The sequence below is a fragment of the Tardiphaga sp. GW821-FHT12E02 genome (assembly GCF_058807155.1).
In genome coordinates this window covers 4,650,594-4,666,957 of record NZ_JBXAQK010000001.1, presented here as the reverse complement: position 1 = coordinate 4,666,957, position 16,364 = coordinate 4,650,594, and the positions used below count along the sequence as shown (strand labels likewise).

The window sequence follows — 16,364 nt, the reverse complement described above, 5'->3', positions numbered from 1 at the left end:
GGGCTACGAAATCCATTTCCAAGTCTGAGAAGTCAAAGTCTGACAAATCCAGATCTGACAAACGATAAATGTGTACCATAATCAGCGACATATCCAGTCCGGCTAGGTATTTGAGCCGTCCGGTGTGACAAAAATCACTCACTGGGCGATCCCGCGGCGGGAACGTGGTTTTCCGGGGCGGGTTAAGGTCTAAACCTTTACGATGTCTCGGATTTAGGCCAAAGAATGCTGCGAAATCTCAACAGTTCGTCACTTTACCCGGCGCATGGGCATCGTTAACAGGACGAGCACGGTCTTCTTCAAGTTCCACCTTGCGTTTTGTGCCATCAGGTCACGTTGCCGATAGCGCACTCCCTCGGCTACGAAATCACCGTTTGCGGAACCCACCGAAGCGCGCCGCATTCATTGCGAGCCTCGTCCAGATAGAAAGATAACGCGTGCTGACAAGACTAGTCGTCTCGATCGTGAATTTTTGCACCCGGTTTGCGCTGGCAACCGTCATCGTCGGTGTGCTGCTGTCGATCGGGTCCGCCTACTACACCGCCCAGAATTTCTCGATCAATACCGACATCAACAAGCTGATCTCGCCGAATCTCGACTGGCGCCAGCGTGACATGGCGTTCGACAAGGCGTTCGATCAGGAGCGCCTGATCATCGCGGTGGTCGAGGCGCCGACGCCGGAATTCGCCAACGCTGCCGCGAATGCGCTGGAGAATAAGCTCGCGCCGAACAAGAAGGATTTCGATTCGGTTCGTCGTCTCGATGGCGGCGCGTTCTTCGAGAAGAATGGCCTGCTGTTCCTGCCGACCAAGGAAGTGCAGGGCATGACCGCCCAGTTTCAGCAGGCGGCACCACTGCTCGAAATCATGGCGGGCGATCCCAGCATTCGCGGCCTGACCGGTGCGCTCGAAACCGGCCTGACCGGCATCCGCCGCGGCCAGCTGCAGCTCGACAGCGCGGCCGGCACTTTCAATACCGTTGCCGGCACGATCGAAGACGTTCTCAAAAACGGGAAGGGCTCGTTCTCTTGGCGCGGCCTTGTCAGCGACAAGCCGCTGACGGATTCCGACAAGCGCGCATTCATCGAAGCGAAGCCTGTGCTCGACTTCACCGCATTGGAGCCCGGCAAGAACGCCACCGATGCGATCCGCCAGGCTGCGGTAGACCTGAACATCGCAGGCGAATATGGCGCGCGCGTGCGTTTGACCGGCCCGGTACCGATCGCCAATGAAGAATTCTCGACCGTGCAGGACGGCGCGGTGCTGCATGGCGTCGGCACCGTCGTCGCCGTGCTGCTCATCCTCTGGATGGCGCTGCACTCAGCCAAGATCATCGGCGCCGTGTTCATCAACCTCTTCGTCGGCCTTGCCCTCACGACGGCGCTCGGCCTGATGATGGTGGGCTCGCTGAATCTGCTGTCGATCGCTTTCGCGGTTCTCTTCATCGGGCTTGGCGTCGATTTCGGCATCCAGTTCAGCGTGCGGTACCGCTCCGAGCGCTACAAGCACGACGACCTCCGCGACGCGCTCGACAGGGCCGCACGATATTGCGCCGTGCCGATTTCGCTCGCGGCCTTCGGCACCGCCGCCGGTTTCCTGTCGTTCCTGCCGACCGACTACAAGGGCGTGTCGGAACTCGGCAAGATCGCTGGCCTCGGCATGGTGATCGCATTCCTCACCAGCATCACGATGCTGCCGGCGCTGCTCGATCTGTTCAATCCCGCGGGCGAGAAGGAGCCGGTCGGTTATGGATTCCTGGCGCCGCTCGATCGCTTCCTCGAAGAGAAGCGGTTCTGGATCATCGGTGGCACGCTGGCGCTGACCATTGCCGGCCTGCCGCTGCTGTATCATCTGCGTTTCGACTTCAACCCGATCAATCTGCGCAATCCGAATGTCGAGTCGATCGCAACCTTCCTCGATCTGCGCCGCGATCCCAACACGGGCGCCAACGCCGTCAATATCATGGCGCCCAATGAAGCGGGCGCGAAGCTGATCGAAGAGCGCCTGTCGAAGGTGCCGGAAGTCGCACGCACCATCTCGCTGTCGAGCTTCGTGCCGGAGGATCAGCAGGCCAAGCTTGCTGCGATCCAGGCCGGTGCCAAGGTGCTGGAGCCGGCGCTCAATCCTGAGTCGGTCGACCAGGCGCCGACCGATGCCGAGAATGTCACTGCACTGAAGGATTCCGCTGCCAGCCTGCGCAAGCTGGCGGGTACGCAGACAAGCCCCGGTGCAGTCGCTGCAAAACGACTTGCCGACGCGCTCTCAAAAACGGCTGATGCAAGCGAGCCGGTCCGCAATCAGGTGCAGGCGACCTTCGTCGTTCCGCTCAAGATCGCGCTGGCGCAGCTCCGCAACCTGATGCAGGCGGCGCCTGTCACGCTCGACAATCTGCCGCCCGAACTGGTGAATTCGTGGAAGACCAAGGATGGCCAGATTCGCGTCGAGGCGCAGCCGAATGGCGATCCCAATGACAACGACACGCTACGCAAGTTCGCAGATGCTGTCTTGAAGTCGGAGCCGCTTGCGGTCGGTGGTCCGGTCTCGATTTTGAAGTCGGGTGACACCATCGTCACCGCCTTCATTCACGCCGGCTTCTGGGCGCTGATCTCGATCTCGCTGCTGCTATGGCTGGCGTTGCGTCGCTTTACCGACGTCTTGCTGACCATCGTGCCGTTGCTGGTGGCGGGCGCGGTGACGCTGGAAATATGCGTATTGATCGGACTGCCGCTGAACTTCGCCAATATCATCGCGCTGCCGCTGCTGCTGGGCGTCGGCGTGGCGTTCAAGATCTACTATGTGGTGGCCTGGCGCGCCGGCCATAAGAACCTGCTGCAGTCATCGCTCACCCGCGCGATCTTCTTCAGCGCACTGGCGACGGCAACAGCCTTCGGTAGCCTGTGGCTGTCCAATCATCCGGGCACCGCGAGCATGGGCAAGCTGCTAGCAATGTCCTTCGTGGTCACGCTGGCGGCCGTGTTGCTGTTCCAGCCGGCGCTGATGGGCAAGCCCCGCGAAGACGGCAAGTAAATAAAAAAGGCGCCCCGCAGGGCGCCTTTTTGCTGATGGGCTGTGTCGACGACTAGTGCGTCACCTTGTTGATCTCCGGCAGCAGGCAGATATCGCCGATATCGGCGGATGCCTGCGCGCCGGCAGCCGGTGCGGCAGCCTTCTGACCGGCCGGTGCCTTGGCGCCCGTGGTTGGAGCAGGGGCAGTCTTGGCCATCGTGTTGCTGCCGGGAGCAGGTGCAGGCGCCATCTTGCCACCGGCTGGCGCACCCTTCGCTCCAGACGCGACGACATTCTTTGCGTTCGCATTGGACGGGCTCGACGGGATCGACGGGCCGACTCGGGTCCAGGTCTGGCCACCGCAGAGGAAGCCGAGCACACAACCTTCGATCTCAAGCTCGTCGGTTGTATCGCCGAGCTTGATGGTCGATTTGTAGAACTTGCCATCCTTGGCGTTGTAGACCTGACCCGACCACTTGTCCTTGGCGGCGTTGGGCTTCATATCGATCAGCGTGGCCATGGTGAGCGTTGGCCGGGCTTTCTTCGATGCATCGGGATTGTTCTTGTCGGTGCCGCCAGGGATCTTCTCCCAGGCGACGGCGCCCCACATGCTGCCACCGCATTCGGCAACACGGATATGGGCGATGCCGTCCTCGACCTTCCAGTCGCCGGTCGGATCAGCTGCAAATGCGGGAGTCAGACCTGCTGAAAACAAGCCTGCCGAAATAACGATTCCACAATATGTAAGATGGCGCGTAGGAATGCGGGGGCGCTGCAACATGTTCAGACCTATGCTTAAGTAGCGTTTCGCGACGACCGGTTTCTCGACCACAGAGAGTGCGTGAGAAGTCAAATCGCCGCATTTACGGTTTTCAGTTGACGAAGCGACCATCAACCGACGTATGTAAATCATGGTATATCCGAATCTAGATGTTTCCGAGATGTTTGTCGAAAGGGAGGCGCAGCGTAGCTCGATGCATACGCGCCACCTTAACGAGCAAATGGTCCGCGTCCTCAAGACCATCGGATATGACGTTGGCTTCCAGAAGGGCACCGGTCAGTATCTGTTCGATCGGGAAGGCGCCCGTTATCTGGATCTACTGAGCGGATTTGGCGTTTTTGCGATTGGCCGCAATCATCCGGTGATGCGGGATGCGCTAAAATCGGTGCTGGATGCGGATCTGCCCAATCTGGTGCAGATGGACGTCTCGACCCTCGCCGGTATTCTCTCCGAGAAGCTGCTCGAACACGTTCCCTATATGGACAAGGTGTTTTACGCCAATTCAGGCGCCGAGACCGTCGAGGCAGCGATCAAGTTCGCGCGTAACGCCACTGGCCGCAACGACATCGTCTATTGCGACCATGCCTATCACGGCCTGACTTATGGCGCATTGTCGCTGACCGACGACACCAATTTCCGCTCCGGCTTCGGCCCGCTGCTGCAGGGCTGCTCGGTCGTTCCGTTCAACGATCTCGAAGCACTCGAAAAGGTGCTGTCGTCGAAGCAGGTCGCCGGTTTCATCATCGAGCCGATCCAGGGCAAGGGCGTCAATCTGCCCTCCGACGAATTCCTGTCTGGCGCGCTGGCGCTGTGCCGGAAATACGGCACGCTGTTCATCGCCGACGAGATCCAGACCGGCCTCGGCCGCACCGGTAAGTTCTTGGCCATCGAGCACTGGAACATCGAACCGGACATGATTCTGCTCGCCAAGGCGCTGTCCGGTGGTCACGTGCCGGTCGGTGCGCTGCTCACACGCAAGGCGATCTTCGACAAGATCTTCAACCGCATGGATCGCTCGCTGGTCCATGGCTCGACCTTCGGCAAGAATGATCTCGCAATGGCGGCCGGTATCGCCACGCTCGAGATCATGAAGCACGAGAAGCTGGTCGAGAACGCCGCCAAGCGCGGTGCCGAGATCCGGCTCGCGCTGCAGAACATGATTCCGGAATTCGAGCTGCTGAAGGAAGTGCGCGGCAAGGGTCTCATGATCGGCGTCGAATTCGGCCCGCCGAAATCGCTGCGCCTGAAAGCCTCGTGGAACATCCTCGAATCGGCCAGCAAGGGCCTGTTCTGCCAGCTGATCACCGTGCCGCTGTTCAAGGATCAGAAGATCCTGACCCAGGTCTCCGGCCACGGCAGCCACACCATCAAGCTGTTGCCGCCGCTGACGGTGAACGAGGACGACACCAGGTGGATCACGGACTCGTTCCGCACGGTGATCGCCGACAGCCACAAGGTGCCCGGCGCGATCTGGTCGCTCGGCAAGACGCTGGTCGATAACGCCGTGCGGAAATCGGCTTAGTTTTTGCTCCCCAAAACTCCGCCCTCATCCTGAGGAGCCGCGCAAAGCGCGGCGTCTCGAAGGATGATTGCCTGGGCGGGCCGCCATCCTTCGAGACGCGCGCGCGTGCGCGCGCCTCAGGATGAGGGCTGAGTGTGGTGAGGGCTACTTCCCGTCCGCGACAATCATCGACGCACCTTTTTCCGCGATCATCGCTGTCGGTGTATTGGTATTGCCCGACGTGATCGTCGGCATCACCGATGCATCGACGATGCGCAGGCCGGCGATGCCATGGAAACGCAGGCGCTCGTCGACCACTGCAGTTGGATCCGATGCGGTGCCCATCTTCGCAGTGCCAACCGGATGGAAGATCGTGGTGCCAATGTCGCCCGCCGCTCTCGCCAGCGATTCCGCGTCGTCGCCCACCGATGGGCCGGGCAGATACTCTTCCGGATGATAGGCACTCAAAGCCTTCTGCTTCATCAGCCTGCGCGTTACCCGGATCGCATCTGCTGCAACCTGCCGATCCTCGTCCGTCGAGAGATAATGCGGCGCGATCGACGGCGCCTCATCAGCGTTGCCAGAGCGCAGCTTGATCTCACCACGCGAGGTCGGCCGCAGGTTGCAGGCGCTGACGGTGATCGCGGGAAAGCGGTGCAGGGGATCGCCGAATTTGTCGAGCGACAGCGGCTGCACATGAAACTGGATGTTGGCGCGCTCGCGATCCTCGTCAGAACGCGTGAAGATGCCAAGCTGTGATGGCGCCATGGTGAGCGGGCCGCGGCGGCGCAGCGCGTAGTCGATACCCATCCAGCCGCGGCGGAACAGGTTGTAGTAGGTCTCATTCAGCGTACGCACGCCGGAGACCTTGTAGATCGCGCGCTGTTGCAGATGGTCCTGCAGATTGCGGCCGACGCCAGGCTTGTCGAGCACGAGGTCTACGCCTGCATCAGCGAGCCATTCAGCCGGGCCGATGCCCGAGCGCTGCAGCAGATGCGGTGAGCCGACAGCGCCCGCGCACAGCACGACTTCGCCTTTGCTGCGCGCTTCGATGTCTTGACCGTTCTGCCTGAAACGTACGCCCACGGCGCGGCCGTTCTCGACGATCAGGCGATCAACAAGCACACCGGTTTCGAGCCGCAGATTGGGACGGTTCAGCACCGGCTTGAGAAAGCCGCGCGCGGAAGACCATCGCCGTCCGCGCTTCTGATTAACGTGAAAATATCCGATACCTTCATTGTCGCCGGTGTTGAAATCGTCGGTGCGGCGAATGCCCATTTCCGACGCCGCATCGGCGACGGCGTCGAGCACGTCCCATGACAATCGCGGCGCCTCGATGCGCCAGCCGCCGCCGACGCCGTGATGCTCGCTCGCGCCAAGGAAGTGATCTTCCAGCTTGAGGAAGGATTTCAGCACATCGTCATAGCCCCAGCCGGTCAGGCCGAGCTGGCGCCAGTGATCGTAGTCGGCCGCCTGGCCGCGCATCGAGATCATCGCATTGATGGCGGACGAGCCGCCGATCACCTTGCCGCGCGGATAGGCCAGCGATCGGCCGTTCAGCCCGGGCTCGGGCTCGGTGCGAAACATCCAGTCGGAGCGGGGATTGCCGATGGCGAAGAGGTATCCGACCGGGATGTGAAACCATATCCAGTTGTCCCGGCCTCCGGCTTCCAGCAGCAGCACGCGCTTGGTCGAATCGGCCGAGAGACGATTGGCGACGATGCAACCTGCGGTGCCTGCACCCACCACGATGTAGTCAAAGTCGCCTTCGAGCCGCGTCATCGTTCCCCGCCATCGTCCCGGTTTATTGCCGTATGATGACGCTCTAGCGGGCGAATTCAGCGATGTACAGACGACCATCGCATGACGGGGAGGGCCTGCCGGCTTGGGCAGTTGGCACGTCGCGTGCTAGGCTAAGGCCAGCAGATTTCATTGCCAGCGAGTTGACCTATGTCGATCATTGACCGCATCGCCGAATTGCAGCCCGAGATCACGGCCTGGCGCCGCGACCTGCATCAGCATCCGGAGCTGCTCTACGATGTGCACCGCACCGCGGCCTTCGTGGCGGAGAAGCTGAAGGCGTTCGGTTGCGATGAAGTGGTCGAGGGCATCGGCCGCACCGGCGTTGTCGGGGTCATCAAGGGCAAGAAGGGCAAGGGCAGTGTCATCGGTCTGCGCGCTGACATGGACGCGCTGCCGATCGAAGAACAGACCAATCTGCCTTACGCATCAAAAGTGCCGGGCAAGATGCATGCGTGCGGCCATGACGGCCACACCTCGATGCTGCTTGGCGCTGCGCAATATCTCGCCGAGACCCGCGATTTCGCCGGCGATGCGGTCGTCATCTTCCAGCCGGCCGAAGAGGGCGGTGCGGGCGCCGATGCGATGATCAAGGACGGATTGATGGATCGCTTCGGCATCCAGACGGTCTATGGCATGCACAACAATCCGGGGGCGCCGATCGGCTCCTTCTCGATGCGGACCGGCCCGATCATGGCGGCGATGGATCGCATCTCGATCACCATCGAAGGTGTCGGCGGTCACGCCGCTTATCCGCACAAGACCATCGATCCAGTACTGGCCGGCTCGCAGCTCATCGTGGCGTTCCAGTCGATCGTGTCACGCACAGTGAGCCCGCTGGATTCCGCCGTCATCTCGATCTGCGAATTCCATGCCGGCCATGCCAGCAACGTCATTCCGGCAAGCGCTGAACTGCGCGGCACGGTGCGCACGTTGCGGAAGGAAGTTCGTGATCTCGTCGAGAAGCGCATGAACGAGGTTTGCGCCGGCATCGCATTGCAGACAGGGGCGCGGATCGCGCTGAATTACGATCGCGGTTATCCCGTCGTCGTCAATCATCCCGAGGAAACGAAGCTCGCGGCGAAGATTGCTGGAGATGTCGGCGGCGTTGCCAATGTCGCCACCGACATGGAGCCGGTGATGGGCGCCGAGGACTTCGCCTATATGCTGGAGGCGCGCCCTGGCGCTTTCATCTTCATGGGCAATGGCGACAGCGCCGGCCTGCATCACCCTGCTTACAACTTCAACGATGATGCCATCGTCTATGGCTCATCCTATTGGGTGAAGCTGGTAGAGACGTCGCTGGCGGCGTAGCTCGGTTGTCGTCCCCGCGAAGGCGGGTACCCATACACGCTGTCGTCATAGGGGGTACGCGACGGATGTGGCTCTGCCATAGCGTCGCGACATCGTCGGAGGCTATGGGTCCCCGCTTTCGCGGGGACGACACGGAGTTTTACTCCGCCGCCTGCGCGTAGTCCTCCATCGGCGGGCACGAGCACACCAGATTGCGGTCGCCATAGACATTGTCGACGCGGCCGACCGGGCACCAGTATTTGTCGGTGCGCGAGGTGCCGGCCGGGAAGCAGCCTTCGGCGCGGGTATAGGCGCGTGTCCAGTCGTCCTCGGCGATGTCATGCACCGTATGCGGCGCATGACGCAGCGGCGAGGCTTCGATCTTGAAGCGGCCGCCTTCCACATCGGCGATTTCCTTGCGGATCGCGATCATCGCATCACAGAAGCGATCGAGCTCCGCCTTTGATTCCGATTCCGTCGGCTCGATCATCAGCGTGCCCGCGACGGGGAAGCTCATGGTCGGTGCGTGGAAGCCGTAGTCGATCAGGCGCTTGGCGATATCATCCACGGTGACGCCACTCGTCGCCTTCAGCGGGCGCGGATCGATGATGCATTCATGCGCCACGCGGCCATTGTGGTTGCGATAGAGCACTGGGAAATGCGGATCGAGCCGGGCCGCCACATAATTCGCATTGAGGATCGCGACCTCGGTGGCCGTGGTGAGGCCCGCGCCGCCCATCATCAGGATGTAGATATAGGAGATGGTCAGGATCGATGCCGAACCATAGGGCGCGGCCGAGACCGGACCGACCGGCGCATCGGCATCGGTGGTGGGATGACCGGGCAGATAAGGCGCAAGATGCGCCTTGACGCCGATCGGGCCCATGCCCGGTCCGCCGCCGCCATGCGGGATGCAGAAGGTCTTGTGCAGGTTGAGGTGGCTGACATCGGCGCCATATTCGCCGGGGCGCGAGAGGCCAACCTGCGCATTCATGTTGGCGCCGTCCAGATAGACCTGGCCACCATGCGCATGGACGATGTCGCAGATATCGCGGATATGCTCCTCGAACACGCCGTGGGTCGACGGATAGGTGATCATGATCGCCGCGAGATTGGCCGCGTGCTTCTCGGCCTTGGCGCGGAGATCTTCCACATCGACATTGCCGTCCTTGTCGCAGGCGACGACGACGACGCTCATGCCGACCATCGCGGCCGATGCGGGGTTGGTGCCATGGGCAGATGACGGGATCAGGCAGATCGTACGCTGATGATCGCCACGCGCAGCGTGATAGCCGCGGATCGCAAGCAGGCCGGCATATTCACCCTGCGCGCCGGAATTCGGCTGCAGCGACACGGCGTCGTAGCCGGTAATGTCGCACAGCCATTTTTCCAGCGTGGCGAACAGCGTGTGATAGCCCTGCGCCTGATCGGCCGGCACGAACGGATGCAGCGAGCCCCAGGCGGGCCAGGTCAGCGGCATCATTTCGGTGGTGGCGTTCAGCTTCATGGTGCAGGAGCCGAGCGGGATCATCGCGCGATCGAGCGCGAGATCGCGGTCCGACAGTTTTCGCATATAGCGCAGCAGTTCGGTTTCCGAGCGATGGCTGTGGAAGACCGGATGCGTCAGGAACGGCGACGAGCGCTTGAGCGAAGCGGGCAGGCCATCGCTGATGCCATGTTCGACATCGGCATAACCGAGCTTGCCACCAAAGGCGCGCCAGATCGCTTCGACAGTCTCGGGCGTGGTGGTTTCATCGAGCGCGATGCCGATGGCGCCGTCACCGATATGCAGATTGATCTTCTCAGCCTGCGCGGCGGCGATGATGCCGGCCTGCTTGTCGCCGACCTTGATGGTGATGGTATCGAAGAACGCGTCGCTTTCCGGTGCGAAGCCGAGCTTCGTGAGGCCGGCCGCCAGTGTCAGCGCACGGCGATGCGTGGTGCGGGCGATATATTTGAGGCCTTCGGGGCCGTGATAGACCGCATACATCGATGCGATGACGGCGAGCAGCACCTGTGCGGTGCAGATATTCGAGGTCGCCTTTTCGCGGCGGATATGCTGTTCGCGGGTCTGCAGCGCCAGCCGATAGGCCGGCTCGCCGCGCGAATCGATGGACAGGCCGACGAGGCGGCCGGGGATCGAGCGCTTGATGGCATCGCGCACCGACATGTAGCCGGCATGCGGCCCGCCATAGCCCATCGGCACGCCAAAACGCTGTGCCGAACCGATGGCGATATCGGCGCCGAGATCGCCGGGCGATGCGATCAGCGTCAGCGCGAGAAGATCGGCCGCCATCACAGCGAGCGCGCCCTTGGCCTTCAGCGCTGCAATCGCCGGCTTGAAATCGCGGACCACGCCGCTTGTGCCGGGATATTGCAGCAGGGCGCCGAACACATCGGCGCCATCGAGCTCGGTGAGCGGGTTGCCCACCTGCAGCGACCAGCCGAGCGGCTCGGCGCGGGTGCGCAGCACGGCCTGCGTCTGCGGATGCACCTCGTGATCGACAAAGAAGGTCTTGGTCTGCACGGAAGACGCACGCTCGGCCAGAGCCATCGCTTCGGCGGCGGCGGTGCCTTCGTCCAGCAGCGATGCATTGGCGACATCGAGGCCGGTGAGGTCGCAGATCATGGTCTGGAAGTTGAACAGCGCCTCCAGGCGGCCCTGGCTTATTTCAGGCTGATACGGCGTGTAGGCCGTGTACCAGGCCGGATTTTCCAGGATGTTGCGCTGGATCACCGTGGGCAGCACGGTGCCGTGATAGCCTTGGCCGATCAGCGAGGTGAAGACCTTGTTGCCCGTCGCGAGCTCCGTCATATGCGTCAGCGCTTCGGTCTCGCTCAGCGCACGGCCGGTATCGAGCGGCGCCTTTTGCCGGATCGCGCCCGGCAGCGTCTCGCTCATCAGGCCGGACAGGCTCTTGGCACTCACCGTCTCCAGCATCGCCTGGATGTCGGACGGCGATGGGCCGAGATGGCGGCGGACGAAATCAGTGGCGACGTCGGCGGAGGTCGAGGGCATCGGCTGTTCCTTTGTAGAAACCATCAAGTCGTCATTGCGAGGAGCGAAGCGACGAAGCAATCCAGAAGCCACGCAAAGAAAGACTGGATTGCTTCGCTTCGCTCGCAATGACGAGGAAAAATCAGGCGCTGTGCGCTTTGTAGGCCTCGGCATCCATCAGGCCGTCGAGCTCGCTCTTGTCGGCAAGCTTCAGCTTGAAGAACCAGGCCTTGCTTTCGGCATCGGAATTCACCAGCGCCGGCTCAGCGGCGAGGCCGTCATTGATCTCCACCACTTCGCCGGTGATCGGCGCATAGACGTCGGAGGCGGCCTTGACCGATTCCACCACGGCGGCGGCTTCGGCCTTTTTCAGCGCACGGCCGACCTTGGGCAGTTCGACGAACACGACATCGCCGAGCTGCGATTGCGCGAAATCGGTGATCCCGACGGTGACGATGTCGCCGTCGATCTGCAGCCATTCGTGGTCTTCGGTGTAGAGGGTGGTCATGGGTCAGTTCCTCAACGCTTGTAGTTGTTCGGGACGAAAGGCATGGGGGCGACGGTCATCGGCAAACGCTGGCCACGCAATTCGGCAAATAGCGTAGTGCCGTCCTTGGCGTGGGACGTCGGCACATAGCCCATGGCAATCGGCGCCGAGATGCTGGGGCCGAAACCGCCCGAGGTGACCTTGCCGATCGAATCGGTGGAGGTGGCATCGGCAAACAGCAGAATGCCTTCGCGCACGGGCGCGCGGCCTTCCGGCTTCAACCCGACGCGCTGGCGTGACACGCCGCCATCGAGCTGGGCCAGAATCGCCTCGCTGCCGAAGAAGCCGCCGGCCCGCGCGCCGCCCGTGCGGCGGCTCTTCTGGATCGACCAGATCAGATTGCCTTCGACGGGGGTGGTCGTCGTATCGATGTCATGGCCGTAGAGGCACATGCCGGCTTCCAGCCGCAGGCTGTCGCGGGCGCCGAGGCCGATCGGCAGCACATCGGGATGATCGAGCAGGGCAGCGGTCAGTGCTTCGGCCTGATCGTTCGGAATCGAGATTTCATAGCCGTCCTCGCCGGTATAGCCGGAACGGGACACGAAGCACGCAATGCCATTCACCTGATGCGGGCCGGCATCCATGAATTTCATGTCAGGCGCCGCCTCGCAGAATTTTGCCAGCACATCCGCCGCCTTCGGTCCCTGCAGCGCGATCAGCGCGCGGTCGGGCAGGGCCTCGATGATGCAGGTGTCGGAGAGATGCGTACGCAGATGCGCTTCGTCTTCGGTCTTGCAGGCCGCGTTGACCACCAGAAACAGATGGTCACCGAAATTCGCCACCATCAGGTCGTCGAGAATGCCGCCGGTTTCATTGGTGAACTGCGCGTAACGCTGGCGGCCGGGTGCGAGCGCCAGGATGTCCATCGGCACCAGCTTTTCCAGCGCCAGTGCTGCATCCTCCACCTTGCCGGATTTCGCCCGCAGCACGATCTGGCCCATATGGGATACGTCGAACAGGCCGGCCGCCGAACGGGTGTGGAGATGTTCCTTGAGCACGCCGGTGGCATATTGCACGGGCATGTCATAGCCGGCGAAGGGCACCATCTTGCCGCTGCGCGCCGCATGCAGCGCGTGGAGCGGCGTTTTCTTCAGAGCTGAGGTTGTGTCGGTCGCAAGCATCGATGGGCCCTCGCGGTTCCCCCGGGCAGATTCCCGGCGGGTGTCGCAGAAGCCCCATCTGTCGCTGTGCCTGAGAGTATTATCCCGTCGGCGGACGCTCACGGGGATGCCGCAGCGCCTCTTTCCAGATGCTTAGTCCGTCACGCGGTCCTTTTGCCTGAGAGTTTCCGGGGCGGTTGCTCCTTCGGCGCCAACCCGAGCATGGGCTGGTCTCTCCCGACGTGACGTCGTTCAACGCCGGCAAAAGACCACACGTTCCCCGAGCCTGTCAACGCACATGCAGCAACCATCCACGGCCCTGAGCTATTGCGGCAACCCCATGATTAAGCTGCACAGTTTCTGGACAGCGGCGTCCCCCCCGGTCTAAAAGCACCCGGTTGTGGTTTGAGGCCGCGGGAACTGCCGCGGCCGCACTCAGGCGTGATTGGACGGTTATGAGCGGCGTTAACGAAATCAGGTCGGCATTTCTGAATTACTTCGCCAAGAACGGCCACGACATTGTGTCGTCGTCGCCGCTGGTGCCGCGCAACGACCCCACGCTGATGTTCACCAATGCCGGCATGGTGCAGTTCAAGAACGTTTTTACCGGCATCGAGAAGCGGCCCTATCAGCGCGCCACCACCTCGCAGAAATGCGTGCGCGCCGGCGGCAAGCATAACGACCTCGACAATGTCGGCTACACCGCGCGTCATCACACCTTCTTCGAGATGCTCGGCAACTTCTCGTTCGGCGATTACTTCAAGGAACGCGCCATCGAGCTCGCCTGGAATCTGATCACCAGGGAATACGGGCTCGCCAAGGATCGGCTGCTCGTCACCGTCTATTCCGAGGACGATGAAGCCTTCGCGCTGTGGAAGAAGATCGGCCTGCCGGATTCCAAGATCATCCGCATCCCGACCTCGGACAATTTCTGGCAGATGGGCGACACCGGCCCCTGCGGCCCGTGCTCGGAAATCTTCTTCGACCACGGCGACAAGATCCCCGGCGGCCCTCCCGGCTCGCCCGATGAAGACGGCGACCGGTTCATCGAGATCTGGAATCTCGTTTTCATGCAATTCGACCAGTTGGCGCCGGGCAACCGTATCTCGCTGCCGAAGCCGTCCATCGACACCGGCATGGGCCTCGAGCGCATCGCCGCGGTGCTGCAGGGCAAGCACGACAACTACGATATCGATCTGTTCGTCGCACTGATCCGCGCCATCGCCGATCTCACCGGCGCCGATCCGCAGGGCCCGATGAAGGCCTCGCTGCGCGTCATCGCAGATCATTTGCGCGCGTCGTCGTTCCTGATTGCCGACGGTGTGCTGCCGTCGAATGAAGGCCGCGGCTATGTGCTCCGCCGCATCATGCGCCGTGCCATGCGCCACGGTCAGCTGCTCGGCGCACGTGAGCCGATCATGTGGAAGCTGGTCGCGGCACTCGTGCGCGAGATGGGCGAAGCCTATCCGGAATTGCAGCGTGCGCGCTCGCTCATCGAAGAGACGCTGCGCCTTGAAGAGACCCGCTTCCGCCGAACGCTGGAAAAGGGCCTCGGCATTCTTGACACCAAGAGCGCCACGCTGAAACAGGGCGACATGTTTGATGGCGAGACCGCCTTCACGCTCTACGACACATTCGGCTTCCCGCTCGATCTCACCCAGGATGCGCTGCGCAACCGCGGCATCTCCGTCGATATCGCATCCTTCACCGATGCGATGGAGCGGCAGAAGCAGAAGGCGCGCGCCTCATGGTCCGGTTCGGGCGAAGCCGCCACCGAGACGGTGTGGTTCGGCCTGCGGGAAAAGCTCGGCGCCACTGAATTCCTCGGCTACGAGACCGAGAGCGCCGAAGGCGCTGTCACGGCGCTGGTCAAGGACGGCGCTGAAGTCGAGAGCCTCAAGGCCGGCGACACCGGCGCCATCGTCTTGAACCAGACGCCGTTCTATGCGGAGTCCGGCGGCCAGGTCGGCGATCTCGGCGTGCTCACGGGCGAGGGCGTCACCTTCCGCGTCACCGATACGCAGAAGCGCGCCGGCGATCTGTTCGTGCATCTCGGCACGGTCGAGAGCGGCGAGCTCAAGATCGGCACCGCGCTGGCACTCGATGTGGATCATGCCCGCCGCTCGGCGATCCGCGCCAACCACTCGGCGACGCATCTGCTGCATGAAGCGCTGCGTCAGGTACTGGGCGATCACATCGCGCAAAAAGGCTCGTCGGTGGACGACAAGCGCCTGCGCTTCGACTTCGTGCATCAGAAGCCGATCACGGCTGAAGAGCTGCGTCAGGTTGAGGACATCGCCAACAATGTCGTGCTGGAAAATGACGAAGTCACCACGCGCCTGATGGCGGTGGATGACGCCCGCGAGGCCGGCGCCCGCGCGCTGTTCGGTGAAAAATATGGCGACGAGGTTCGCGTCGTCTCCATGGGCAAGATGCCGCGTGACTCCGGAAGCAACGCGCTCGGCTGGTCGGTCGAGCTCTGCGGCGGCACCCATGTGAAGCGTACCGGCGATATCGGCATGGTCTCGGTCACGGCGGAAAGCGCTGTGGCTTCCGGCGTTCGCCGCATCGAAGCATTGACCGGAAATCAGGCGCGTCATCAGGCCAATGGCACGATTGCGCTGGCCAAGTCTGCTGCCAACGAGCTGCGCACGACCGTCGACGACATGCCGGCCCGCATCGCCGCGCTGATGGAAGAGCGCAAGAAGCTCGAGCGTGAATTGTCGGAAGCCAAGAAGACCATCGCCATGGGCGGCGGCACCGGTGGCGCGGCGGCCGGCGCAGGCGGCGGCGACGTCATCGATGTTGGCGGCACCAAGCTGATGGCGAAGTCCGTCTCTGGTATAGAGATGAAGGATCTCAAGAGCCTCGCGGATGCCGGCAAGAAACAGCTCGGCTCAGGCGTGGTCGCGATCATCAATGTCGGCGAAGACGGCAAGGCCGGCGTCGTGGTCGGCGTCACCGAGGATCTGGTCACGCGTTTCAGCGCCGTCGAGCTGGTGAAGATCGCGTCCGAAGCCCTTGGCGGCAAGGGCGGCGGTGGCCGTCCGGACATGGCACAGGCCGGTGGCCCCGATGGCAGCAAGGCGAATGATGCGCTGAAGGCGATCGAAGCGGCTCTCGCGAAATAGCCGCGCGTCGTCCCCGCGTAGGCGCAAGCCAAGACTATCGCATATGGCCAAGCGCGGATGATGATAGTGCTCGGCCTGCATGGTTCGAGACAACCGCTTCGCGGGCTCCTCACCATGAGGGTCTTCTATAGCGCTATACTCTTCCCTCATCCTGAGGAGCGGCCTTCTTAGGCCGCGTCTCGAAGGATGGCGGCAGGCTGCGTTGCCA

Annotated in this window: 9 protein-coding genes and 1 riboswitch; of the genes, 4 read left to right on the top strand and 5 right to left on the bottom strand. The window is 62.4% G+C overall.

Going from position 1 to position 16,364, the window contains the following annotated elements; genetic code table 11:
* The first annotated feature begins 437 nt into the window (after window positions 1-437).
* A complete protein-coding gene (hpnN, locus tag AC1RQ5_RS22200; RefSeq protein ID WP_493201816.1) occupies window positions 438-3,026 on the top strand; it encodes a hopanoid transporter HpnN in 2,589 nt (862 codons plus the stop codon).
* A gap of 52 nt (window positions 3,027-3,078) precedes the next feature.
* Here the strand turns inward: hpnN and AC1RQ5_RS22195 are convergent, their stop codons facing one another.
* Window positions 3,079-3,786, bottom strand: a complete 708-nt coding sequence (locus tag AC1RQ5_RS22195) for a DUF2147 domain-containing protein (RefSeq protein WP_398481347.1) — start codon at window positions 3,784-3,786, stop codon at window positions 3,079-3,081.
* 130 nt (window positions 3,787-3,916) lie between these two features.
* Between AC1RQ5_RS22195 and hpnO the strand changes: the two genes are divergently transcribed.
* Window positions 3,917-5,308: an aminobacteriohopanetriol synthase HpnO gene (gene hpnO / locus AC1RQ5_RS22190; protein WP_398481345.1), complete on the top strand. Its 1,392-nt coding sequence runs from the start codon at window positions 3,917-3,919 to the stop codon at window positions 5,306-5,308.
* 144 nt (window positions 5,309-5,452) lie between these two features.
* On the opposite strand, the gene AC1RQ5_RS22185 is transcribed toward hpnO, so the two are convergent.
* Window positions 5,453-7,069: a GMC family oxidoreductase gene (locus AC1RQ5_RS22185; protein WP_493201814.1), complete on the bottom strand. Its 1,617-nt coding sequence runs from the start codon at window positions 7,067-7,069 to the stop codon at window positions 5,453-5,455.
* Between the two features lie 168 nt (window positions 7,070-7,237).
* Between AC1RQ5_RS22185 and AC1RQ5_RS22180 the strand changes: the two genes are divergently transcribed.
* Complete coding sequence (locus AC1RQ5_RS22180) at window positions 7,238-8,401, top strand: M20 aminoacylase family protein (RefSeq protein ID WP_493201812.1); 1,164 nt, start codon at window positions 7,238-7,240, stop codon at window positions 8,399-8,401.
* A 139-nt stretch (window positions 8,402-8,540) separates the two neighbouring features.
* Here AC1RQ5_RS22180 and gcvP read toward each other — a convergent pair whose 3' ends face one another.
* The 3 genes from gcvP to gcvT form a co-directional block, all read right to left on the bottom strand.
* Window positions 8,541-11,399 (bottom strand): aminomethyl-transferring glycine dehydrogenase, encoded by a 2,859-nt coding sequence (gene gcvP / locus AC1RQ5_RS22175; protein WP_493201810.1) that lies wholly within the window; start codon window positions 11,397-11,399, stop codon window positions 8,541-8,543.
* 121 nt (window positions 11,400-11,520) lie between these two features.
* Complete coding sequence (gcvH, locus tag AC1RQ5_RS22170; protein ID WP_398481336.1) at window positions 11,521-11,886, bottom strand: glycine cleavage system protein GcvH; 366 nt, start codon at window positions 11,884-11,886, stop codon at window positions 11,521-11,523.
* An 11-nt stretch (window positions 11,887-11,897) separates the two neighbouring features.
* On the bottom strand, window positions 11,898-13,046 hold the full coding sequence (gene gcvT, locus AC1RQ5_RS22165; protein WP_493201808.1) for a glycine cleavage system aminomethyltransferase GcvT: 1,149 nt from the start codon (window positions 13,044-13,046) through the stop codon (window positions 11,898-11,900).
* Window positions 13,047-13,181: 135 nt separating this feature from the next.
* A riboswitch (glycine riboswitch) is annotated at window positions 13,182-13,276 on the bottom strand.
* Between the two features lie 204 nt (window positions 13,277-13,480).
* Between gcvT and alaS the strand changes: the two genes are divergently transcribed.
* Window positions 13,481-16,156: an alanine--tRNA ligase gene (gene alaS / locus AC1RQ5_RS22160; RefSeq protein ID WP_493201806.1), complete on the top strand. Its 2,676-nt coding sequence runs from the start codon at window positions 13,481-13,483 to the stop codon at window positions 16,154-16,156.
* Window positions 16,157-16,364: the final 208 nt, after the last annotated feature.

Coding starts and splice junctions, on each gene's coding strand:
- AC1RQ5_RS22195 (WP_398481347.1), bottom strand. CDS start 3,786: ATGTTGCAGCGCCCCCGCATTCCTACGCGCCATCTTACATATTGTGGA.
- hpnO (WP_398481345.1), top strand. CDS start 3,917: ATGGTATATCCGAATCTAGATGTTTCCGAGATGTTTGTCGAAAGGGAG.
- AC1RQ5_RS22185 (WP_493201814.1), bottom strand. CDS start 7,069: ATGACGCGGCTCGAAGGCGACTTTGACTACATCGTGGTGGGTGCAGGC.
- AC1RQ5_RS22180 (WP_493201812.1), top strand. CDS start 7,238: ATGTCGATCATTGACCGCATCGCCGAATTGCAGCCCGAGATCACGGCC.
- gcvP (WP_493201810.1), bottom strand. CDS start 11,399: ATGCCCTCGACCTCCGCCGACGTCGCCACTGATTTCGTCCGCCGCCAT.
- gcvH (WP_398481336.1), bottom strand. CDS start 11,886: ATGACCACCCTCTACACCGAAGACCACGAATGGCTGCAGATCGACGGC.
- gcvT (WP_493201808.1), bottom strand. CDS start 13,046: ATGCTTGCGACCGACACAACCTCAGCTCTGAAGAAAACGCCGCTCCAC.
- alaS (WP_493201806.1), top strand. CDS start 13,481: ATGAGCGGCGTTAACGAAATCAGGTCGGCATTTCTGAATTACTTCGCC.